General features: G+C 30.3%; 21 protein-coding genes and 2 tRNA genes. All 23 read left to right on the top strand.

The window, feature by feature from the left end:
* Positions 1-74 precede the first annotated feature (74 nt).
* On the top strand, positions 75-2,339 hold the full coding sequence (locus LWW95_05245) for a tetratricopeptide repeat protein (protein MDL1956437.1): 2,265 nt from the start codon (positions 75-77) through the stop codon (positions 2,337-2,339).
* A 134-nt stretch (positions 2,340-2,473) separates the two neighbouring features.
* The gene (locus LWW95_05240; protein ID MDL1956436.1) at positions 2,474-3,433 is read left to right on the top strand and encodes a sigma-54 dependent transcriptional regulator; all 960 of its coding nucleotides are present in this window, start codon (positions 2,474-2,476) and stop codon (positions 3,431-3,433) included.
* Positions 3,430-3,930, top strand: coding sequence for a GGDEF domain-containing protein (locus LWW95_05235; protein ID MDL1956435.1), 501 nt, complete (start codon positions 3,430-3,432; stop codon positions 3,928-3,930). Before LWW95_05240 ends, LWW95_05235 begins: the two co-directional genes overlap by 4 nt.
* 1 nt (position 3,931) lies before the next feature.
* Positions 3,932-4,468 (top strand): polysaccharide biosynthesis/export family protein, encoded by a 537-nt coding sequence (locus LWW95_05230; protein ID MDL1956434.1) that lies wholly within the window; start codon positions 3,932-3,934, stop codon positions 4,466-4,468.
* Positions 4,458-5,666, top strand: coding sequence for an outer membrane beta-barrel protein (locus LWW95_05225; protein MDL1956433.1), 1,209 nt, complete (start codon positions 4,458-4,460; stop codon positions 5,664-5,666). The genes LWW95_05230 and LWW95_05225 overlap by 11 nt, the downstream gene beginning before the upstream one ends.
* 10 nt (positions 5,667-5,676) lie before the next feature.
* Positions 5,677-7,125, top strand: a complete 1,449-nt coding sequence (locus LWW95_05220; GenBank protein MDL1956432.1) for a Wzz/FepE/Etk N-terminal domain-containing protein — start codon at positions 5,677-5,679, stop codon at positions 7,123-7,125.
* 1 nt (position 7,126) lies between these two features.
* A complete protein-coding gene (locus LWW95_05215) occupies positions 7,127-7,936 on the top strand; it encodes a polysaccharide biosynthesis tyrosine autokinase (GenBank protein ID MDL1956431.1) in 810 nt (269 codons plus the stop codon).
* Entirely contained in the window at positions 7,933-9,321 is a 1,389-nt protein-coding gene (locus tag LWW95_05210; protein MDL1956430.1) for a TIGR03013 family PEP-CTERM/XrtA system glycosyltransferase, read from the top strand. The genes LWW95_05215 and LWW95_05210 overlap by 4 nt, the downstream gene beginning before the upstream one ends.
* Positions 9,318-10,619 carry a nucleotide sugar dehydrogenase gene (locus LWW95_05205; GenBank protein ID MDL1956429.1) on the top strand — a complete coding sequence of 434 codons (1,302 nt, stop codon included), beginning with the start codon at positions 9,318-9,320 and terminating at the stop codon, positions 10,617-10,619. The genes LWW95_05210 and LWW95_05205 overlap by 4 nt, the downstream gene beginning before the upstream one ends.
* Positions 10,620-10,630: 11 nt before the next feature.
* The gene (locus tag LWW95_05200; GenBank protein ID MDL1956428.1) at positions 10,631-11,587 is read left to right on the top strand and encodes an SDR family oxidoreductase; all 957 of its coding nucleotides are present in this window, start codon (positions 10,631-10,633) and stop codon (positions 11,585-11,587) included.
* A 27-nt stretch (positions 11,588-11,614) separates the two neighbouring features.
* Positions 11,615-11,688 (top strand) — tRNA-Arg (locus tag LWW95_05195).
* Between the two features lie 77 nt (positions 11,689-11,765).
* The gene (miaB, locus tag LWW95_05190) at positions 11,766-13,094 is read left to right on the top strand and encodes a tRNA (N6-isopentenyl adenosine(37)-C2)-methylthiotransferase MiaB (GenBank protein MDL1956427.1); all 1,329 of its coding nucleotides are present in this window, start codon (positions 11,766-11,768) and stop codon (positions 13,092-13,094) included.
* A 23-nt stretch (positions 13,095-13,117) separates the two neighbouring features.
* Positions 13,118-13,612 carry a bifunctional nuclease family protein gene (locus tag LWW95_05185; protein ID MDL1956426.1) on the top strand — a complete coding sequence of 165 codons (495 nt, stop codon included), beginning with the start codon at positions 13,118-13,120 and terminating at the stop codon, positions 13,610-13,612.
* 2 nt (positions 13,613-13,614) lie between these two features.
* A complete protein-coding gene (locus LWW95_05180) occupies positions 13,615-13,977 on the top strand; it encodes a VanZ family protein (GenBank protein ID MDL1956425.1) in 363 nt (120 codons plus the stop codon).
* Entirely contained in the window at positions 13,974-14,627 is a 654-nt protein-coding gene (locus LWW95_05175; protein MDL1956424.1) for a histidinol phosphate phosphatase domain-containing protein, read from the top strand. Before LWW95_05180 ends, LWW95_05175 begins: the two co-directional genes overlap by 4 nt.
* The gene (locus LWW95_05170; GenBank protein ID MDL1956423.1) at positions 14,624-17,098 is read left to right on the top strand and encodes a TIGR03960 family B12-binding radical SAM protein; all 2,475 of its coding nucleotides are present in this window, start codon (positions 14,624-14,626) and stop codon (positions 17,096-17,098) included. The genes LWW95_05175 and LWW95_05170 overlap by 4 nt, the downstream gene beginning before the upstream one ends.
* Entirely contained in the window at positions 17,095-18,570 is a 1,476-nt protein-coding gene (locus LWW95_05165; GenBank protein ID MDL1956422.1) for an Rne/Rng family ribonuclease, read from the top strand. Before LWW95_05170 ends, LWW95_05165 begins: the two co-directional genes overlap by 4 nt.
* Positions 18,542-18,907 (top strand): YraN family protein, encoded by a 366-nt coding sequence (locus LWW95_05160; protein MDL1956421.1) that lies wholly within the window; start codon positions 18,542-18,544, stop codon positions 18,905-18,907. The genes LWW95_05165 and LWW95_05160 overlap by 29 nt, the downstream gene beginning before the upstream one ends.
* A complete protein-coding gene (rsmI, locus tag LWW95_05155; protein ID MDL1956420.1) occupies positions 18,891-19,598 on the top strand; it encodes a 16S rRNA (cytidine(1402)-2'-O)-methyltransferase in 708 nt (235 codons plus the stop codon). The genes LWW95_05160 and rsmI overlap by 17 nt, the downstream gene beginning before the upstream one ends.
* The gene (locus LWW95_05150) at positions 19,599-20,525 is read left to right on the top strand and encodes a flagellar hook-length control protein FliK (GenBank protein ID MDL1956419.1); all 927 of its coding nucleotides are present in this window, start codon (positions 19,599-19,601) and stop codon (positions 20,523-20,525) included. It begins immediately after the preceding gene.
* Positions 20,525-20,791, top strand: a complete 267-nt coding sequence (locus tag LWW95_05145; protein ID MDL1956418.1) for an EscU/YscU/HrcU family type III secretion system export apparatus switch protein — start codon at positions 20,525-20,527, stop codon at positions 20,789-20,791. Before LWW95_05150 ends, LWW95_05145 begins: the two co-directional genes overlap by 1 nt.
* A 40-nt stretch (positions 20,792-20,831) precedes the next feature.
* A tRNA-Thr gene (locus tag LWW95_05140) sits at positions 20,832-20,906 on the top strand.
* A 70-nt stretch (positions 20,907-20,976) separates the two neighbouring features.
* Positions 20,977-22,031 (top strand): hypothetical protein (locus LWW95_05135; protein ID MDL1956417.1); only part of this gene is annotated, 1,055 nt, incomplete at its 3' end.

Genomic DNA, 22,031 nt, shown 5'->3' with positions numbered 1-22,031 from the left:
TGAAATCAAGTGGTGTTTGACACAATATAAAACTTCTGCTACATTCAAAATAAGAAATTAATAAAGAGTATTAAATGAAAAAATTAATAGTTAAGTTTTTATTGTTTTGTCTTTTTTTAGGAATTAGTTGTAGTAATCCAGAAAAAAAATTTTCAAATCATTTAGAAAGAGCCAGAGCATACAAAGAAAAAGGTAATTTTCAAGCAGCTATTATTGAATATAAGAATGCTATTAAGATTAAACCAAAATCAGCATTAGCCCATTTTGAATTAGCAGAAATTTATCAAAAAACAGGTAATATTTTACAAGCAATATCTGAATTAAAAAAGGCTATTGATTCTGATCCAAAACTTTTTAAAGCGCGAATAAATTTAGCTAACATTTATCTTGTCACTGGTAGAGCAAAAGAGGCAATGGAACTCATTGAACCTGTATTAAAAGCAGAACCAGAAAATAAAGATGCCTTATTTGTAAAAGGAAAAGGACTGTTAAAAGAAGGAAAAGAGAAAGAGGGTAAAGAAATATTTGAAAAAATTTTTCAAATAGATCCAAAATATGAAATGGGCTATCTTTTACTAGCTAATTATTATGTTTCAAAAAGAGATTTTAAAAATGCAGAAGAAATTTTAAAAAGAGGAATGAAAGCTATACCTGAAGCTATCAGTTTTCATCTTGCTCTTGCTCGACTTTATTTTCGTGAAAAACGTTTTAAAGAAACAGAAATTATTTTACAAAAAGCAATCTCTCTAAAACCTAAAAATTTGCAAGCAAGACTATTTTTAGCTGAATTTTATTATCGCCGTGGTCAAAAAGATAAATCAGAAAAATTACTTCTAGAACTTACACGTTTAAGTCCAAATGCAAAAAGTTTTATTATTTTAGGGGATTTTTATCTTATTTTAAAAGAAACACAAAAGGCAATAGAAGCATACAAAAAAGCAGAAACTCTTGAAAAGAAGGGACAAATAGCCAGTATAAAATTAGCTAGTTTATATTTAGATTTAAATCAACCAAAAAAAGCAAAAGAAATTTTAACAAAAATACTAAAAACTAATCCAAAAAATATAGATGCCATTTTTTTGCAAGCTAGAATAGAAATGATAGAAAGAAAATGGGATGAAGCCATAGCCAAATTAAATAAAGTAATAAAAAATAGACCAAGATATGCAATGGCACATTATTTCCTTGCTATTGCTTATTTGGCAAAAGGTAATGAAAATATGGCTAAAGGAAAGTTATTTCAAACTATAAAACTTAATCCTCATCATGAAAGAGCACATAGTCTTTTGGCTAGTATTTATACTCGTGAAAGAAATTTTGATTTAGCTATTGAAGAATTAAAGACTGTTTTAAAAATAAACCCTAATAATTTTAATGCTTATATAGCCATTGGCGATATTTATTTAATGCAAAATAAGCTAGATAAAGCTATTAATAATTATGAAAGAGCTATGAAATTAATGCCAAAAAATTTTTTAGTTTATTCAAGACTCGGTGGAGTGTATATGGCAAAAAGAGAGTTTGAAAAGGCAATAAGACATTTTGAGAAAGCATTAAATTTAAATCCTAACTCAAAGGCATCATTGGCTAATTTAGTAAGCATTTATTTGATTGAAAAAAAATCAAAACAAGCTATTGCTCTTTGTAAGAAATATTTAGAACAAGTTAAAGATAAAGGATTTATTTATTACCAACTGGGCAGGATTCATGTAAATATAAAAGATTATAAAACAGCAAAAACTTATCTTACAAAAGCTATTGAAGAAAATTCAAAATTAATTGAGCCATATGTGCTTTTAGCAAATGTATATTTATCTGAAAAAAAACCAGAAGAAGCAATAAAAGAATATAAAAAAATTATTGAATTAAGACCAAACTTTATACAGGCATACATGATTTTGGGAGCAATTTACAATTCTTTAGGAAAAATAGAAAAAGCTAATTATTATTATAAACAAGCATTGAAAATAGATCCAGATTTTGCACCTGCAGCTAATAATCTTGCTTGGAATTATGCTGAATATGGAGGTAACTTAGATGAAGCTTTGATTTTGGCAGAAAGAGCAAAAGAAAAAATGCCGGATAATCCAGCTATAACTGATACCTTAGGTTGGATTTATTATAAAAAAGGTCTTTATTTAAAAGCTATTGGTTTATTTCAAGATGCTTTAAAACAAATACCTGAAGCTGCAGTCATCCGTTATCATTTAGCTATGGCATACTTAAAACAAGGTGAAAAAGAAATGGCTAAAAAAGAATTAGAAAAACTTTTAAAAACAAATTCTCCTTATCGTGAAAAAGCTAATGAAATGTTGAAAAATTTAAAATTAAAACAATGATAAAAATAAGAAAAATTTTTCCTATTTTGGGAAAAAAAGGGGAATTTTTCTCAAAAATTTCACCTTTTACCTTGACAGTTTTCTTGGATTTGCCTATACTTCCTGAAAATAAAAAATTGGTATAGATTTTGCGTATGCTTGAAATAGTTGAAGGTATCACTTTTGAGCACTTATTTGGGCAAAGTAGAGCAATGCAAGAATTGAGAAAAATTGTTGAAGAAGTTGCTCCCACAAATATTCCTGTATTGATTACAGGAGAAAGTGGAACAGGTAAAGATTTGGTTGCTAGAGCTATTCATAAACGTTCTATACGTGCAGATAAACCTTTTATTAAAGTGAATTGTGTAAATATTCCAGCAGAACTTTTAGAAAGCGAGCTTTTTGGCTATGAAAAAGGAGCGTTCACTGGTGCGTATCATAGTAAACCAGGACGGGTAGAATTTGCTAATAAAGGAAGTTTATTTTTAGATGAAATTGGTGATGTCCCTCTTGTTATTCAAGGAAAATTATTAAGATTATTGCAGGAAGGAGAATTTTCAAGATTGGGTAGTTATCGAGATATAAAAGTGGATATTCGAGTAATTTCGGCTACTAATCGTTGTCTTGAAGATATGGTTCAAGAAGGAAAATTTAGGGAAGATTTATATTTTCGTATAAATGTTGTTAAATTAGAAGTGCCTCCTCTTCGAGAAAGAAAAGAAGAAATCCCATATCTTATCAAGTTCTTTCAAAAGAAATTTGCAGCTGAATACAATAAACCTATTGTGAAGCTTTCATCTCATTGTATAGATCTTTTAACCACATACCCTTGGCCTGGTAATGTAAGGGAATTAGAAAATGCTATGAAACGATTGGTTATATTAGGAGAAAAAGCAGTAATACGAGAATTGGAATCTAAATTGGAAAGTACTCCTAAACCTGTTGAAACTTATGATTTAAAAAGAATTGCTAAAATGGCAGTTATGGAAGCTGAAAGAAAAGCTATTAAAGAAGTTTTAGAAAAAGTAAAATGGAATAAGAAAGAAGCAGCTAAAATCTTAAACATTAGTTATAAGGCTTTGCTTTATAAAATAAGGGAGTTGAAGATAAAATGATTATTAACAAAATTGATCTTTTTGATAAGGAAACAGGGGTATTTTGCACTCCAGTATTTGATTTTTTCTTAGAATATGAAATCAAAAGGAGTTTTCGGTATCAAGCATTTGCTACTTTGGTTATGCTTCAACCAGATAGAAAGGTATCACATATAGAAAGCATTGGAGAACTTGTAAAAGTACTCAAAAGAAACATAAGAGAAACTGACATTATTGGAAGATTAAATGGTTATAAATTTGGCATTATTTTGATAGGTGCTGATTTAGATGGTGCTTGGATAATGGCTAAAAGAGTATTGGAACATGTGAATAATTATGAATTTCTTAAAGAACCAGATAAAAAACTTCCTGTAAGCATTGGTGGAGCTTGTTTTCCAACAAATAGTGTAGAAAAAAATGAATTAATGCTTATGGCAGAAAAAATGCTTAAAATGGCTCAAAAAAGGGGAGGAAATATTATTTGTTTCCCACATTTAACTGAAAAAATAGAGGATTAAAATGAAAAAATTATTTTTTATTTTTTTTATAGTATTTTATTGTAGTTTGGTTTTTGCTGAAAAGTATTTAATTGCACCTGAAGATGTTATTGAAGTTAATGTTTGGAAAGAGCCAGATATTTCAAGGGTAGTATTAGTACGACCTGACGGAAAAATTTCTTTACCTCTTATAGGTGATATTCAAGCACAAGGAAAAACACCAGCAACTTTAGCAAAAGACTTAGAAAAGGCATTTTCTCAATATTTAGAAAATCCAGTTGTTACTGTTATTATACAACAAATTAATGGAGCAAAGTTTTATGTTCTTGGCCGAGTAAACCAACCTGGTGCTTATCCATTGCGAAGTGAAATTACCCTTTTACAAGCCATAGCCATGGCAGGTGGATTTGCAGAATGGGCAAAAAAGAGTAGAGTGATAATCTTGCGAAAAACAGGAAAGGGAGATGAAAGAATTGTGGTCAACATTGAAAAGATTATCAAAGGAAAAGGGGCAATGGATATTAAATTACAACCTGGAGATAGAATTATTGTTCCTTAGTTTTATTATTCTCTTTTTTTTCTTACCCAATTTCTACGTATATGCGAAAGAATTAACTTTAAGTATAGGTCTTTCTACAGAATACAATGATAATATTTATGGTGGAGAAATAAAAGAAGATGACATAATTAATAGAATCACACCAGGAATTGTATTACATATGCCTAAATATCATAAAGAATTAACATTAAGTTATCAAGCAAATTTTGAGTTCTTTGTAGAAAATAGTATTGAAAATACAGTTACTCATAATTTTAATGGAGAAGCAAGTTATCAAGCTACTGAAAATTTAACCTTTAAATTAACAGAAAACTATATAAAGTCTCGTAGTCTTTCAGAAATAGACATTTATGGGATTAGAAGAGCAAGGATTTCCTATTGGCAAAATCGTTTAAACCCTAGCATAAACTGGCAATTTGCAGAAAGAAATAGTTTTGGATTAAGTTATCAATATAATATTTTGCATTTTTCAGGTGGTTATCAAAATAGCGAAGAACACTCTGTAAATCTTAATTTTAATTATGGATTAACTGAAAAAGGAATTTTAAATTTAGGATATATTTACACATATGGTGATTTATACCAACAATGGGGAATTTTAAATGGCCATCTTATAAATATAGGTTATAATTGGCTCTTAAATCCTTATACAACTATTACTTTAACAGGTGGTTATAGTTTGCGCGAATATAGTTTGGCACCGGATTATGAAATTTATCAAATTGGGTTAGGTATAGAAAAAAAATTAACCCCAAGATTTTTAACTGCATTACAAGGAGGATATTTTTTCTATCATCCTGAATTAGGAGAAGATAGTAAAGGGTTTTCTGGAAATATTCTACTAACTTATATTTATGAACGTTCTCAATTAAATCTTAGAGCAGAAAGAAGTTATAATGAAGTATTTTTTACTGTTTTAAACCTTGGCTTTAGTACTTATTGGCAAGTATCATTAGATTTTAAACATACATTTACACCTCATTGGTCAGGAAATATGGGTGGTTCTTATCGTGAAAGCAAGTATCAATATTTTTCAATAAAAGATAAATATTGGTCTACTCATGTTAGTCTTAATTGGACACCCAGAAGATGGTTTCATGGACAAATCAATTATCAACATGAAGACCTTGATACTACTGGATTTTATGGAAATTATGATATAAATCGAGTTATACTTTCAATCAGATTAATTTATTAGGGGGATTAAAATGACAAATGAAGCTATTAATCTTCGTGATTATATAGAAATTGGTTTAAGACGAAAATGGTATTTCATTATTCCATTTGTTCTTATTATGGCTGCTACTATATTTTATGTAAAAACTGCACCTAATATATATCAAGCTACAACATTAATTCTTGTTGAATCTCAAAAAGTACCAACTTCTTATGTTAGACCAACAGTAACAGAAAGTATACAAACACAATTACGTACTATTACAGAACAGATTATGAGTAGAGCTTATTTAGAAAAGGTCATTAAAGAATTTAATCTCTATTCTGAAATGAGAAATAAATTTCCTATGGAAAATATTATTGAAAGAATGAGAAAATGTATTAAGGTTCAGGTAAGAAAAGGACGTGCTTTTAGTGTTTCCTTCGAAGATAAAGACCCTATAATAGCTATGAAAGTAACTAATCGTTTGGCTTCTATTTTTATAGAAGAAAATTTAAAAGTGAGAGAGGAAATGGCAGAAGGAACTCTTTTATTTTTAGAAAAAGAATTAGAAAGGGTACGTAAGCTTTTAAAAGAACAAGAAAAAAAGATTTCAGAATTTAGAGCAAAACATCTTGGAGTATTACCAGAACAACTGGAGGCTAATTTACGAACACTTGATAGATTACAATTACAACTCCAAAATGTTACACAATCTTTAAAAGTAGCAGAAGAGACAAAAAGATCATTACTTCAACAACTTTCTCAAATGGAAAATATGGGCTCATTTATTACCATTGATGATACTGAAGAATCTATAGATACTTCATATGAAAATCCGACACTTACTGAGTTAAAAAAACAACTTGCTCAACTTAAACTTAGATATACAGATAAGCATCCAGAGATAATAAGGTTAAAGAAACTTATTGCTCGTTTTGAAAAAGAAGAAAGAAAGAAAGAACAGGAAGATGAAACTGAAACATTTTCAGAAAGTACTTCTCCCTGGAAAGCTCAAATTGAGGCTCAATTAGCTCAATTAGATACAGAAATTGCTCAGCTTAAAGCCGAACAAAAAAGATTAAAAGCCGAAATAAAAAAATATGAAGAAAGAGTGGAAATTACACCAAAAGTAGAACAACAGCTTAAAGAACTTTCTCGTGGGTATGAAGTAACACAAAAAGAATATCAATCTTTACTAGATAAAAAACTTCAGGCTGAATTAGCAGCTAATATGGAAAGGAAACAAAAAGGACAAACATTTAGAATACTTGATCCAGCCAAAGTTCCAGAAAAACCTATTAGACCAAACCGGCCAAAGCTTCTTTTAATGGGTCTTTTCCTTGGATTAGCTGCTGGTATTGGTTTAGTTGTTCTTGTAGAATATCTTAATCAATCTTTTTATAAAGTTGAAGATTTAGAAAAAGCTACTGGTTTAACTGTTATTGCTAACATTCCTGAAATAAAGAAAAAGCAAAAACGTTTAATAAAAAGGAGTTAAATTGAGTAAAATATATAAAGCTTTAAAAAAAGCAGAAAAAGAGAAAAAAGATTCTATTCAAATTATGAAAATTGAGAAATTTATTTCAAAAGAGCCTATTAAAGAAGAAAAGCCATCTGAAATTGACGACTTAGTTATTGCTTGGAAGGACCCAGAATCAGAAGTTGCTGAACAATTTAGAAAACTTTGTATGAAAATTTTAACAAATTTTTCTGATAAAAAAGTCATTCTTATAACAAGTGCTTTACCTTTAGAAGGAAAAACTGTAGTTACAACTAATTTAGGAGTATGTTTTGCTCAGTTACCAGAAAGTTATGTGCTTTTAATAGATGCAGATTTAAGAAAACCAAGTTTGCATAAGCTTTTAGGAATGCAAGAAAAAAAAGGACTTTCTGAATATCTTCAAAAAAAAGTTAAAATTTCAGAAATTTTTTATAAAACACTAATACCAAAACTTTCTCTTATCCCTGCTGGAAAACGTACAAAGAGTCCAGCTGAACTTCTTTCTTCGTCATTAATGCGTAATTTAGTCACAGAAGTTAAAAATAGATATCCAGATCGCTATATTCTTATTGACTCTACACCTATCTTGCTTACTTCTGAACCAGATATTTTAGTAAAACAAGTAGATGGGATTATCCTTGTAGTTCAATATGGTAAAACTCCAAAAAATTCTTTAGAAAGAGCATTATTGTCCTTGCCTAGAGAAAAGATATTAGGTATTGTATTTAATAGAGTAGATTTCAAATTATTAAAATATAAATACGGTTATTCTTATTACCGATCAAAAGATAAAAAGAAAAAAATATGATTTTTCAAATATTCAATTTCTATTATCCTATTAGAAATCTTGTTTTTTTTCTTATTGAAACCTTTTCAATTTTTTCTTCTATTTTAATTGCCTCTATTATTAAAATTGAATTTATTGATGCTCAGGTCTTTCAATGGACAAATGTATTACCAAAAGTAGCACTAATTACAGTTATATGTATTCTTAGTCTTTATTATCTTGATCTTTATGACTTTAATAAAGTAAGTGAATATGGAGAGTTAATCATTAGATTATTGCAAGCATTAGGAATTTCTTGTCTTACTTTGGCTGCTATTTATTTCTTTTTCCCAAACTTTATTATTGCTGAAAAAGTATTCATGCTTAGTTTATTTTTTATTGTAAGCTTTGTCCTTTGTTGGCGTCTTGTCTACAATTGGGTATTGAAAACGGAAAAACTTACCGAAAAGGTATTGATCCTTGGATCTGATGAGTTGACAGACAAAATTATAACTGAAATAAAAAAAAGAAAAGACAGTGCTTTTAAAATTGTAGGCATCCTTGCTGAAAACTCTCTTCCAAAGAAACCATATAAATATCAAATATTAGGGAAAATAAATGACATTCTTTCTGTAACTGAAAATCTTTGCTATGATCGACTTATTATAGCTATGAAGGAAAAAAGAGGATTTTTACCTCTTAAAGAACTCTTAGAAATTAAATTAAAAGGCACTACTATTCAAGATGGTGTAGAGTTTTATGAACATCTTACAGGAAAGGTAATGGTAGAAAGAGTCCATCCAAGTTATTTTATTTTCTCTGATGGATTTAAAACCAATGGGATAAAAAGAAGAATAAAAAGGTGTTTAGATATTATTTTTGCCTCTTTAGGTCTTCTCCTTTCTCTACCTATCTCCATAATCACAGCTATTGCTATTAAACTAGACAGTCCAGGTCCTGTGCTTTTTAAACAAGAACGTGTAGGAGAAAGAGGAAAAATATTTATACTTTATAAATTTCGTTCTATGCATATTGGAGCAGAAAAAGACAAACCTGTTTGGGCAAAAGAAAAAGATCCAAGAGTAACACGAGTAGGTAAAATTATTCGTAAATTGAGAATTGATGAAATCCCTCAAATGTTTAATGTACTTAAAGGAGATATGAGTTTTGTTGGCCCTCGTCCAGAAAGACCATATTTTGTTAAACAATTGAAAAAAATAATTCCTTATTATATTCAAAGACATGCTGTAAAACCTGGCATTACTGGGTGGGCACAAATTAGATATCCTTATGGTGCTTCAGTTGAAGATGCTTTAGAGAAGTTAAAATATGACTTGTATTATATCAAGAATATGTCCATTCTTTTTGATTTAGCCATTGTCTTTGAAACTTCAAAAGTTGTTTTGTTAAGGAGAGGAGCAAGATGAATCAGGAAATTTATTTAAAAGAAAAATTTGAAAATAAACATGCAAAAATAGCTATTATTGGTCTAGGTTATGTTGGATTACCATTAGCAGTAGAATTTGCTAAAAATGGCTTTTATATCCTTGGTATTGAAATAGATAAAGAAAAAGTTAAAAAAATCAACGAAGGAATTTCTTATATTTTAGATGTAGAATCTGAAGAATTAAATCTTTTAGTTAAAGAGAAAAAAATTCAAGCCACTTCAAATTATAAACTTGTTAAAGAATGTGATGCCATTATCATTTGCGTTCCTACCCCTTTACGCAAAACAAAGGACCCAGACCTTTCTTTTGTTATGTCAGCAGTTGAAGGTATAAGCAAATATCTAAATCCACCTCAATTGATAGTTTTAGAAAGCACTACCTATCCTGGCACAACAGAAGAAATGGTAAAACCTATTTTAGAAAAAAACAATTTTAAAGTAGGAAAGGATATTTTTTTAGCATTTTCTCCAGAAAGGGTAGACCCTGGAAATCAAAAATATACCACCAGAAATATTCCAAAAATTATTGGTGGTGTTACACCAATATGTACTAAGCTTGCTTGTAGTCTTTATAATCAAGCAATTGAAACAGTAATACCTGTATCTTCTGCTACAGTAGCAGAAATGGTCAAACTTTTGGAAAATACCTTCCGTAGTGTTAATATTGCCCTTGTTAATGAAATGGCACTTATGTGTGATAAATTAGGAATAGATGTTTGGGAAGTAATAGAAGCTGCAGCAACTAAGCCTTTTGGATTTATGCCATTTTACCCAGGACCAGGAATTGGGGGGCATTGCATTCCTATTGATCCACTTTATCTTACCTGGAAAGCAAGGATGATTGGTTTTGAAGCAAGATTAATAGAATTAGCTACACAAATAAATAGTCAGATGCCACATTTTGTTGTGGATAAAATTACTGATGCCCTTAATGATTATGGTAAAAGTATTAAAAATTCCCATATTCATATTTTAGGCGTTGCTTATAAAGCAGATGTAAATGATGTTCGTGAATCTCCTGCTTTAGATATTATAACATTACTTCATCGTAAAGGTGCTATACTTTCTTATTCTGATCCATATGTACCAAAAATTGTTTTAGGAACAATTACGCTTGAAGCAAAGCCTCTTAAAGAAGTAACTAAAGCAGATTGCACCGTATTAATCACTAATCATAAAGCATTCGATTATGCCTATATTGCTGAAAATGCTAAATTAATAATAGATACAAGAAATGCTTTTAAGAAATTTCATAATGAAAAAATTATTAAACTTTAAAAGGAGAAAAGATGTCTAATGTTTTAGTTACAGGTGGTGCAGGATTTATTGGCTCGCATTTAGTGGAAGTATTATTAAAAAAAGGATATAAAGTTAGAGTAATAGATAATTTTATTACTGGAAAAAAAGAAAATTTAGCATTTATCCAAAGCTTAGATATTCCTTCTGAACAAATTGAAATTATTGAAGGAGATATTCGAGAAATAGAAACTTGCAGAAAAGTAATGGAAGATATAGATTATGTTTTACATCAAGCAGCCTTACCTTCAGTACCCCGTTCAATAGAAGATCCATTTACTACTAATGAAATTAACATCAAAGGAACTCTCAATTTGCTTTGGGCTGCTAAAGAAAAAGGAATAAAACGATTTATCTATGCAAGTTCCTCTTCAGTTTATGGTGACCAGCCAATCTCTCCTAAAACAGAAACGCTTATCCCTCAACCTCTTTCTCCTTATGCTGGTTCTAAACTAGCAGGTGAATATTATTGTTCTATATTTTATCATGTTTATGGTTTAGAAACTGTATCTTTAAGATATTTTAATGTTTTTGGCCCTCGTCAGGATCCAAATTCCCCTTATGCAGCTGTTATTCCAAAATTTATTACAGCTTTTTTACAAGATAAATCTCCTGAAATATACGGTGATGGTGAACAAACAAGGGATTTTACTTATGTATTAGATGTTGTAACAGCCAATATTTTGGCAATGAAAACACCTGGTATTGGAGGAGAAGTTTTTAATATTGCTTATGGACAAAGTACAAGCATCAATCAATTAGCAGGGATTATAAAAGATATTTTACAAACAAAAATTGAACCAATTCATGTCGCTCCTCGTCCTGGAGATATACGTCATTCTTTAGCAAGTATAGAAAAAGCAAAAAAACAGCTAAATTATTTTCCTAAGTGGGAATTAGAAGAAGGTCTTAAAAAAACCATTGAATATTACTTAACCTTGACAAAGTAAATAAAGAAAGGTTTAAATATTATTGTTGCCCCCGTAGCTCAGGAGGATAGAGCGAGGGATTCCTAATCCCTAGGCCACTGGTTCGACTCCAGTCGGGGGCATTATCTTTTTAAAAGAAAAATTTTTTAAATTCCTTGTCAAATTTTTCTTTAAACGATAAGATGAAAGAGGAGAAAAAGTGAAGGGGAAGTTCTTTATTGAAACATATGGTTGTCAGATGAATGTACATGATAGTGAATATATGGCTACTCTTTTAGAAAAAGCTGGTTATATTGAAACTAAAGATGTTAAAAAAGCAGATATTATTATTGTTAATACTTGTGCTGTAAGACAAAAATCAGAAGAAAAAGTATATAGTTTCCTTGGAAGACTTAAGTCTCTTAAAAAAAGGAAACCTGATTTAATCATTGGTGTTGGAGGTTGTGTAGCTCAAAAAGAAGGAGAAAAAATTTTAAAAAAAATGCCTTTTGTAGATCTTGTTTTTGGCACACATCAATTTTATCGTATTTTAGAATTTATTGAGTATATTAAAGAAAATAAAAAACAAATTTGTTTTATAGAATTTAATCAGATTGAACCTCCTTATGATTTAATACCATTTCCAAGAGATGGTTATGGACGTGCCTATATTACTATTATACAGGGTTGCAATAATTTCTGTACTTATTGTATTGTGCCTTATGTACGAGGAAGGATAATCAGCCGCAAAAGTGAAAAAATTTTGCAAGAGGCAAAAACTTTAGTAGAGCAAGGAGTAAAAGAAATTATTTTATTGGGGCAAAATGTGAATGCTTATGGACAAGATAGACCAGATGAAATAAGTTTTCCTGAATTATTACATTCTTTAGCAAAGATTCCTGGATTAAAAAGATTGCGTTTTATTACCTCTCATCCTAAAGATCTTTCTTTAGAACTTATTAAAACATTTAAAGAAATTGATATTTTATGTGAGCAAATTCATTTACCAGTACAAGCAGGTTCGGATCGAATTTTAAAGAAAATGGGGCGAAAATATACTAGAAGTGATTATTTAAAAAAAATTGAGGCATTACGTAAAATTTGTCCTAATATTGCTATTACTACTGATATTATTGTAGGTTTTCCTGGTGAAACAGAAGATGATTTTAAAGATACACTCTCTCTCTTGAAAGAGGTAGAGTTTGATGCTATCTTTGCCTTTAAATATTCAGATAGACCACCGGCTAAAGCAGTGTTATTTCCAGATAAGATAGACGAAAAAATCAAAGCAGAGAGACTCAAAACAGTCCTTGAAATTCAGGCACCTATTACTGAAGCCAAAAATAAAGAAAAGGAAGGTAAAGTAGTTGAAGTGCTTTTAGATAATTATAGTAAAAAGGATCCAAAACAACTTTCTGGTAGAACCAGATGTTATCGTGTAGTTAATGTTGAGGCAGAACCTAAATTATTAGGACATTTAGTGGAGGTAAAAATAGAAAGAGCTTTAGCTCATTCTTTAAGGGGAAAAGTAGTTAAAATAATAGATTAAAAAATTTTTAAAGGAGAGGTCATATGTTATTACAAATGCGGGTTTTTGGTTTGACAGTAGATCCTGTAACAAACTCACCTATTGTTATTTTAAAAGCAATGGATGGTGATGATGCCTTACCTATTTGGATTGGTGTAATGGAAGCCACTGCTATTGCCAGTGAATTAGAAGAGATAAAGTTTAGTCGTCCGATGACTCATGATTTATTGAAAAATATTTTAGATACTATTGGAGCTAAAGTAGAACGTATTGTAGTATGCGATTTACGAGAAAATACCTATTATGCCCTCATATACTTAACTGTTGGAGAAAGAAAATATGAAATTGATGCTAGACCTAGTGATGCTATTGCCCTTGCTTTGCGTGTAAAAGCACCTATTTTTGTAGATGAAAAAGTATTAGAAAAATCACGACAGGCTTATCAGGTTCAGGAAGGTGTGGAAAGTGAAGAAGCTAAAAAGTGGACAGAACTTTTGGAAAATCTTTCTCCTGATGATTTTGGAAAATACAAGATGTAATAATGAAGGGAAATTATTGGTTATGGTTATTAACAATTATTTATGCTTTATTATTGTTTTTTCTTTCTATTAAAAGCAGTTTGCCAATTAAAAACAGTTTTTCTTATCAGGATAAATTTTTTCACTTTCTTGCTTATTTTATCTTAGGTATATTGGTATTTAAAGCTTGCAATCGTAGTTTTAGTTCTCTTTCTCTCTTTCAGATTGGCCTTATTACTGTTTTTGTTTGTACTTTTTATGGCATCTTTAATGAAATTGCTCAAACTTTTGTTCCCAATAGGCAACCTAGTTTTTTTGATGCTTTAGCAAATTCTTTAGGCGGTCTTTTGGCTAGTATTTGGAGTGGAAAATGGCTTTTAAAATGATTGATTTACATACCCATTCTATTTTCAGTGATGGTGAGCTTATACCATTTGAATTATGTCGACGTCTTGAAGTAATGGATTATGGTGCGGTAGCTATCACTGATCATGTAGATAGTTCAAATTTAGAAATTGTTATTAAATCTTTATTAAAAGCTGCCTCTTTATGGAATGCCCATTCTTCATTAAAACTTATTCCTGGAGTTGAATTAACTCATGTTCCACCAAAACTTATTGCTTCATTAACAAAAAAAGCAAGAACATTAGGAGCAAAGATTATTGTTGTTCATGGCGAAACATTAGTTGAGCCAGTAGCTCCTGGTACTAATCGAGCTGCCCTTGAAGCAGACATAGATATTCTTGCTCACCCAGGTCTTATCAGTGAAGAAGAAGTAATATTAGCAAAAGAAAGAGATATTTGTTTAGAAATTTCTGGTAGAAAAGGACATTGTTTTTCTAATGGTCATGTAGCTAAACTAGCAAAAAAAATAGGGGCAAAAATAGTGATAAATTCAGACGGACATGCTCCTTCTGATTTTTTAAATTTTGAAATGGCAAAGAAGATTACTTTAGGAGCAGGTTTAGATGAAAAAGACTTTGAAGAATCTATCAAAAATGCTTGGAATATACTGAAAAAAAGAGGTGTTTTATGAAGGATTTTATTCCCTATGTAAAAGGACCAAGTCGTTATTTAGGTAATGAAATAAATGTTATACGAAAAGATTTAGAAAAAGTAGAAGTAAAATTTGCTCTCTGTTTTCCTGACCTTTATGAAGTCGGTATGTCTCATTTAGGTTTACAAATACTTTATCATATTCTTAATAGAGATCCACGTGTGGCAGCTGAGCGTGTTTTTGCTCCAGATATTGATTTAGAAGAGTGGTTACGTCGGAATCGAGTACCTCTAACTACACTGGAATCAGGAATTCCTTTAAAAGAGTGTGAAATCATTGGATTTAGCCTTCAACATGAACTTTGTTTTACCAATGTATTGAATATTTTAAACTTAGGACAAATACCTCTTTATTCTCGCCAGCGTAATGAGAATCATCCCTTAGTTATTGGTGGTGGACCTATTAGTATGAATCCAGAACCTATTAGTCCATTTTTAGATGGATTTATTGTTGGTGATGGTGAAGAAGCGATTTTGGAAATAATTGAAACTTATATCTCTTGGAAAAAAGAAGGAGGAAATAAGGAAGAATTATTAAATCGTTTAACTCAAATACCTGGTTTTTATCTGCCCTTCGCCTTTTATCCTCGATATTATTTAGATGGTAGTATCAAAGAAATTGAAGAATTATTAACAGGTTATCATAAAGTAAAAAGACGCATATTAAAAGATTTAAATACAGCCCCATTTCCTACCTGCCCTATAGTGCCTTATCACAAACCTGTTCATGATCGCCTTTCTATTGAAGTTACACGTGGTTGCACTCATGGTTGTCGTTTCTGCCAAGCTGGATTTATTTATAGACCTGTTCGAGAACGCTCACCTGAAAAGGTGTTTGAAATTGTAGAAAAGTCTCTTAAAAATACAGGATATGAAGAAGTCTCTTTGCTCTCTTTAAGTATTGGTGATTATCAACCTTTAAAAGATTTACTACCTGTTTTAATGGATAGATTGAGTAATGAAGGAATAGCACTAAGTTTACCAAGTTTACGTGTAGGTACAATTAGTTCAAAGATAATGGAACAAATTAGCAGAGTGAGACGTACAGGTTTTACGTTTGCACCAGAAGCTGCTACACAAGAGATGCGCAATCGAATAAATAAAAAAATTAATGAAGAAGAGCTTTTTGAAACAGCAAAGGAAGTTTTTTCTAGAAAATGGCCTTCTTTAAAACTTTATTTTATGATTGGCTTACCAGGTGAAACTGATGAAGATATAAAAGCTATTGCAGAACTTGCAAGACAATTAGTAAAATTAGGCAAACATAAACTTCAAATCACTGTAAGTATTTCTACTTTTGTCCCTAAATCTCATACTCCTTTTCAATGGGAACGCCAGATTTCTCTTCAAGAAAGCCGAGAAAAAATAAAATTTTTACGTAAGATGGCTTGGAAATATGGTTTTCGGATAAGATGGCATGAACCAGAACAAAGTTTTTTAGAAGGTATTTTTTCTAGAGGAGATAGGCGTTTACATGAAGTAATACTTAGAGCATGGCTTAAAGGAGCTAGATTTGATAGTTGGCGTGATAGATTTAGATTTGAATTATGGCAAGCAGCTTTTGAAGATGCAAGACTTAATCCTTATTTTTATTTAGTAGAAAGAAGCAAAGATGAAATTTTACCTTGGGCAAAGATTGATATAGGTGTAGATGCAGAATTTTTATGGCAAGAAAGACTTAAAAGCCAGCGAGGAGAAATAACCCCTGATTGTCGTTATGAAGCTTGCCAGCAATGTGGTGTATGTGATTTTAAGGAAATTGCCCCAATAATTTATAAAGAAAAAAGTGAAATTATTTTAAAAGAGCAAACATTTAAATTTAATGAACCACATAAATATCGACTAACTTTTAGTAAACTCAATACAGCCCGTTTTTTTGGTCACTTAGAATTAATAAATATCTTCCATCGTGCCTTTCGTCGAGCTGGATTAAAATTAGTTTATTCAAAAGGATTTCATCCTTTACCAAAAATGAGTTTTGCTGTTGCTTTACCTGTGGGAGTGGAAAGTTTAGTTGAGATATTAGATATAGAAATTTATGGTAAATATGATGGAAAAAGTCTTTTAGGCAAAATCAATCCACATCTTCCTGAAGGTTTACGCATCACTCATGCCATAGAAGTTCCACTTAATGCCTCTTTATCTCCTCCTTCTGCACAGCGATTCCTTGTTGACTTTTCAGCATTTGGCCTGGATAGAAAAAAAATAGAAGAATTCCAAGCAAAAAAGAGTTTCATCTGGCAGGTATTACATAATGGAAAAGTAAGACAAGTTGATTTAAAGAAAGTTGTAAAATGTCTTATACCTAAACAGGGAGAAAAAGTAGAAATTGTTTTACTTCTCCCTTCACAGGGAGGCATTAAAATTACTGAAGCTATAAGTGCAATTTTTTCACTTAAAAAAGAAGATATTCCTAGATTGCAGATCTTAAAAGTAGGAGTAGAAATGTGATAACAGAATTGTTGTTAAATGCTCGTCCTTACGAAACAAGATTAGCAGTACTAGAAGATGGAGTAGTAGTAGAATTTCATTTAGAACGTAAACTTGAACCTAGTTTAGTAGGTAATATTTATCGAGGACAGGTACTTAAAATATTACCTGGGATGGAAGCAGCATTTGTAGATATTGGTTTTGGGAAAGCAGGGTTTCTTTATGTCTCCGATATACTACCTAATATATGGGATTTAGAAAGCGAATTTGGTTCTCTAAATCCTCCTTCTGAAAGGATTGAAAATCTTCTTAAAGAAGGGCAGGAAGTTTTAGTTCAAATTGTACGTGAACCAATAGGTACAAAAGGTGCACGACTCACTACCCGTATTACCCTTCCTGGCCATTATTTAGTGCTTTTGCCTATGCTTAATTATGTTGGAGTTTCACGTCGTATTGAAGATGAGGCAGAAAGGGAACGTTTACGAAATATAGTTTCTTCATCTAAACCTCAAAATATGGGATTTATTGTACGCACTGCTAGTGAGGGAGTTGAAGCTGAAAAACTTCTTCATGAAATGGAAAAACTAATTGCTCTTTGGCAAAAAATATTAGAGAAAAAAAGACATACATCTTTGCCAGGGTTAGTATATGCAGAGTTAGATTTGGGCTTAAGGGCATTAAGAGACTTTTTTGTAAAGGAAACAAAACGTCTTATAGTAGATGATCCTTTAGTTTATAAAAATCTATTAGCCTATGCACGAGAATTCTTGCCTCATCTTGAATTTGCCATTGAATTTTATCAGGAAAAAGAACCACTTTTTACTAAATTTGGGGTAGATACAGCTATTAATCAAGCTTTACAACCAAGAGTAGAATTAAAATCTGGTGGTTATATTGTAATAGAAGAAACAGAAGCTTTGGTAACTATTGATGTAAATACTGGAAGTTTTGTAGGTGAAAATGGTTTAGAAGAAACTATTGTAAAAACAAATCTTGAAGCTGTTCATGAAATTGTAAGACAATTAAGGTTAAGAGATTTAGGAGGTATTATAATTATTGATTTTATTGATATGCAAAAGGAAAGCAATCGGAAAAAAGTGTTAGACACACTAGCAGAAGCTTTAAAAAAAGATAGAAGTCGAACACGCATTATTCACATGTCAGAACTTGGATTAGTAGAGATGACCAGAAAACGTACGCGAGAAAGTTTGCTTAAATGCCTTGGTGAAACCTGTGCATGTTGTAAAGGAAGAGGATTTACAAAATCAAAAAGAACTATTTTTTATGAAATATTACGTGAATTAGAACAGCATACAACTTTAGCAAAACGATTGAAATTAAGAGCACACCCAGATTTAATTAATCATATTCGTGAAAAAGAGACAATTATTTGGCAAGATATCTTAAAATCCTTAGGGAAAGAAATTGAATTTATCTCTGAGCCCAATTTTCATTTAGAACAATATGAAATTTTGGAAGTTTGGCAAGACTAAAATAGGCACAGAAGGGGAAATATTAGCCAAGAAATTTTTGCAGAAAAAAGGGTATAAAATTATTGCTACTAATTATAAAAACAAATTAGGTGAAATTGACATAATTGCTTTAGAAAAAGATACCCTTGTATTTGTAGAAGTAAAAACAAGGACTACCAAACGATTTGGTTTAGCTAAAGAAGCAGTAAATAAACATAAACAAAAACAAATTATAAAAGTAGCAATGTGTTATTTAAAAACACTTAATGAGAAAAATTTAAAAGTAAGATTCGATGTTATAGCTATAAATCTTAAAAATAAAGAGATAGAACATATTCATAATGCATTCACTCTCTAAATCAGGTATCCTTTATATTGTTGCTACTCCTATTGGAAATTTAGAAGATATAACATTAAGGGCTTTAAAAGTTCTTAAAGAAGTAAATTTAATTGCTGCAGAAGATACACGCCATACAAAAAAATTACTTAATTTTTATAATATAAAAACACGTATTATTAGTTATCGGGAACAAAACAGAGAAAAACAAGGAAAAAAGATACTTAAGCTTTTAAAAGAAGGAAAAAATGTTGCTTTAGTAAGTGATGCTGGCACACCTTGTATCTCTGATCCGGGTGTACATTTAGTAGACTTAGCTTTAAAAGAAGGAATAAAAGTAGTCTCTATACCAGGACCATCTGCTTTAGTAGCAGCTTTAAGCATTGCTGGTGTTCCTATACATCCATTTCTTTTTCTTGGTTTTTTACCACAAAAAGAAGGAAAAAAAAGAAAATTATTTGAAAGCTTAAAGAACATACATTATACAATTGTATTTTTTGAATCACCTCATCGACTCAAAAAAACATTAAAACTTCTTGAAGAAATCTATCCAGAATCTAACATAGTAATTGCTAGAGAAGTGACAAAACTTCATGAAGAAATAATAAGAGGAAAAATAAAAGAAATTCAAGAAAAATTAAAAGAAATCAAAGGAGAAATAACTATCATTCTCACTCGAACAGCTTCTATTTCTGGCCGAAAAATAAATTAAATGGAGCCACTTCATCGACTTTCAGAATTAATTTTAGTTTCTCAAAAAGAAGCTCAAACAATTTTTACACGCATTGGCCAAATATTAAAAGCTCAGGTGATAGAAAAATTAACTGATTCTCGTTTTTTCCTCAAATTTAATGAACAGCTTATTTTAGCTGAAACATCTATTCCCTTAATCCCTGGAGAAATTATTAAAGTAAAGGTAGAGGCTTTACGTCCAAAAATATTACTTAAACTCTTACCAAAAAAACAATCTTCATCTTCTAAATCAATAAAGGATTTGGAATTTAAAGACCCTATCTCTGCCCTTTTTAAAAAAATTTTATCTTGGCAAGAACATGATATAAAACAAACATTATATTTGCTTTTAGCAGATAAAGAAAAAATTAAAAAAGATTTTTTCTGGAAACTTTTAGCAGGCATCTGCTTAAGCTCTAAAAAGAAAGAAAAGAGTATATTAGAAAAATTATTTTTTACTTTTCTAGAAAGCGAAAGTGATAAGGAGAAAAAAGAAATAATTAAAAATTTTTTATCTTATTTAACTTGGTTAAGAGATATAAATCATCATTTAAAAGAAAAAGGATTTTATCTTCGTTGGCCTATTCAATGGAATAAAGAATTTAAAGATTTTGAAGTCTTTATAGGACATTATTTTTTTCATTTTAGGTTAGAACTTGAGCATTTAAAAAAGCTAGAAGGGATCATTAGATTGGAGAATCAAAATGACCTATTTTTGGATTTTTTAGTAGAAAAAGAAGAGATAGCCAAATTTATCCAAACAAATATTTTTCAACTTTATAAAATACTTGAAATTTTAAATTTCAAAATAAAAGGATTTCATTGTGAAGTAGCAAATAAAGAATATTGGCAAAAAGATCTTTGGATAAATTTAACCCAAATTACATTAGTAGATGTGAGGGTATAATGAATAAAAAAAGACAAAAAGCAGTAGCTTTGAAATATAAAATAAGTGAGAGAGCGCCAAAAGTAATAGCTAAAGGAGCCGGTAATTTAGCTGAAAAAATAATTACATTGGCAAAAAAACACAATATACCTATTTATCTTGATCCAGCTTTAACTGAAATATTATATCAATTAGATATAATGCAAGAAATACCCCCTCGTTTGTATCAAGCAGTAGCTGAAGTATTAGCTTTTATTTATGTACTTGATAAAAAATGGAAAAAGTAAATCATTGACGAATTTATACAAATTGCTTAAATTTACCAAAGCCAGCGTAGCTCAGTGGTAGAGCAGCTGATTCGTAATCAGCAGGTCAGGGGTTCAAATCCCCTCGCTGGCTCCAAAAAATTTCGGACCTTTGAAAAATTTTTTTCTTGACATAAAATCTAAAAATCCATTATAAAAAAATAATTATGGAATTAAATTTCCATGAAGTATTTGCTTATCTTGATGGACTTATCAGTCAAAAGATAGAAAAAGAAAATATTTTAAAATCAACAGAATTTAAATTCTTTTGTATTACACCTGAAGAAGTAGAAAGACATTTAAAATCTTCTAATTCTGATGCTAAACAGACATTTATATCAAAGCAGTGTTTACCAGGTTTAGATATTTTAGGAAAGTTATTTCATCTTTCTGAATTAGAAAAACAGATTCTTTTAATTGTTCTTGCTCCTGAAATTGATGTGAAGTATGAAAGGATATATGCCTATCTTCAAGATGATCTTACTCGCAAATATCCTACCATTTCTTTAATTTCTTTCCTCCTTTGTAAAAATAAAACAGAAAGACTAAAGATTTTACCTTATTTTTTACCTCATTCTCCCCTTTTTAAATTCCGCCTTTTAAGATTTGTAGGAAATTCTACAGAAACTTCTTGGCTTTCCTGTCCACTGAGATTAGAAGAATCGGTTAGAAATTTTATTTTGGGATATTATAGTTTAGATAACCGAGTAAAGACATTTGCTCAGCTGTTTTTTTCTGTTTCCAAAAAAAGAGAATCATCAGTTAAAATAAAAAATTTATTAAATGCTATAAACACAGGTATAGAAAAAAGGAAAAAATTCTTTTTCTATATTTATGGCCCATATGGCTCTGGGAGAAAAAATTTTGCTTTAGATTTAGCTCAAGCCATAGGCTATAATCTTCTTGAAGTAAATACCAGTTATGTTATAGATTCTCCCACTAAATTAGAAGAGTTGTTAAGTATAATATTTCGTGAAGCCTTACTTTCAGGTTCTTTAGTTTATTTTAATCATTTTGAAGCTCTTTATACGCACGAAAAATCTCATTTTTATGAATCTATTTTTTTCAAAATTTTAAAAGATTTTACCTGGTTTGTTTTTTGTGCTGGAGATAAACCTTGGCAACCACAATATCTTCCTAAAGATTTTTTATTTTTAACAACTTCTTTTTCTTATCCTGATTATCCTACTTCCTGCAGATTTTGGGAAGATGGGTTAAAAGA

Source organism: Candidatus Desulfofervidus auxilii, from assembly GCA_030262725.1.
GTDB lineage: Bacteria > Desulfobacterota > Desulfofervidia > Desulfofervidales > Desulfofervidaceae > JAJSZS01.
This window is presented reverse-complemented; position numbering and strand designations above follow the sequence as displayed.

Excerpts from the sequence above, each read along its gene's own strand:
- LWW95_05245 (MDL1956437.1), top strand. The coding sequence starts at position 75 with ATGAAAAAATTAATAGTTAAGTTTTTATTGTTTTGTCTTTTTTTAGGA.
- LWW95_05240 (MDL1956436.1), top strand. The coding sequence starts at position 2,474 with ATGCTTGAAATAGTTGAAGGTATCACTTTTGAGCACTTATTTGGGCAA.
- LWW95_05235 (MDL1956435.1), top strand. The coding sequence starts at position 3,430 with ATGATTATTAACAAAATTGATCTTTTTGATAAGGAAACAGGGGTATTT.
- LWW95_05230 (MDL1956434.1), top strand. The coding sequence starts at position 3,932 with ATGAAAAAATTATTTTTTATTTTTTTTATAGTATTTTATTGTAGTTTG.
- LWW95_05220 (MDL1956432.1), top strand. The coding sequence starts at position 5,677 with ATGACAAATGAAGCTATTAATCTTCGTGATTATATAGAAATTGGTTTA.
- LWW95_05210 (MDL1956430.1), top strand. The coding sequence starts at position 7,933 with ATGATTTTTCAAATATTCAATTTCTATTATCCTATTAGAAATCTTGTT.
- LWW95_05205 (MDL1956429.1), top strand. The coding sequence starts at position 9,318 with ATGAATCAGGAAATTTATTTAAAAGAAAAATTTGAAAATAAACATGCA.
- LWW95_05200 (MDL1956428.1), top strand. The coding sequence starts at position 10,631 with ATGTCTAATGTTTTAGTTACAGGTGGTGCAGGATTTATTGGCTCGCAT.
- LWW95_05185 (MDL1956426.1), top strand. The coding sequence starts at position 13,118 with ATGTTATTACAAATGCGGGTTTTTGGTTTGACAGTAGATCCTGTAACA.
- LWW95_05180 (MDL1956425.1), top strand. The coding sequence starts at position 13,615 with ATGAAGGGAAATTATTGGTTATGGTTATTAACAATTATTTATGCTTTA.
- LWW95_05175 (MDL1956424.1), top strand. The coding sequence starts at position 13,974 with ATGATTGATTTACATACCCATTCTATTTTCAGTGATGGTGAGCTTATA.
- LWW95_05170 (MDL1956423.1), top strand. The coding sequence starts at position 14,624 with ATGAAGGATTTTATTCCCTATGTAAAAGGACCAAGTCGTTATTTAGGT.
- LWW95_05160 (MDL1956421.1), top strand. The coding sequence starts at position 18,542 with ATGAAATTTTGGAAGTTTGGCAAGACTAAAATAGGCACAGAAGGGGAA.
- rsmI (MDL1956420.1), top strand. The coding sequence starts at position 18,891 with ATGCATTCACTCTCTAAATCAGGTATCCTTTATATTGTTGCTACTCCT.
- LWW95_05150 (MDL1956419.1), top strand. The coding sequence starts at position 19,599 with ATGGAGCCACTTCATCGACTTTCAGAATTAATTTTAGTTTCTCAAAAA.
- LWW95_05145 (MDL1956418.1), top strand. The coding sequence starts at position 20,525 with ATGAATAAAAAAAGACAAAAAGCAGTAGCTTTGAAATATAAAATAAGT.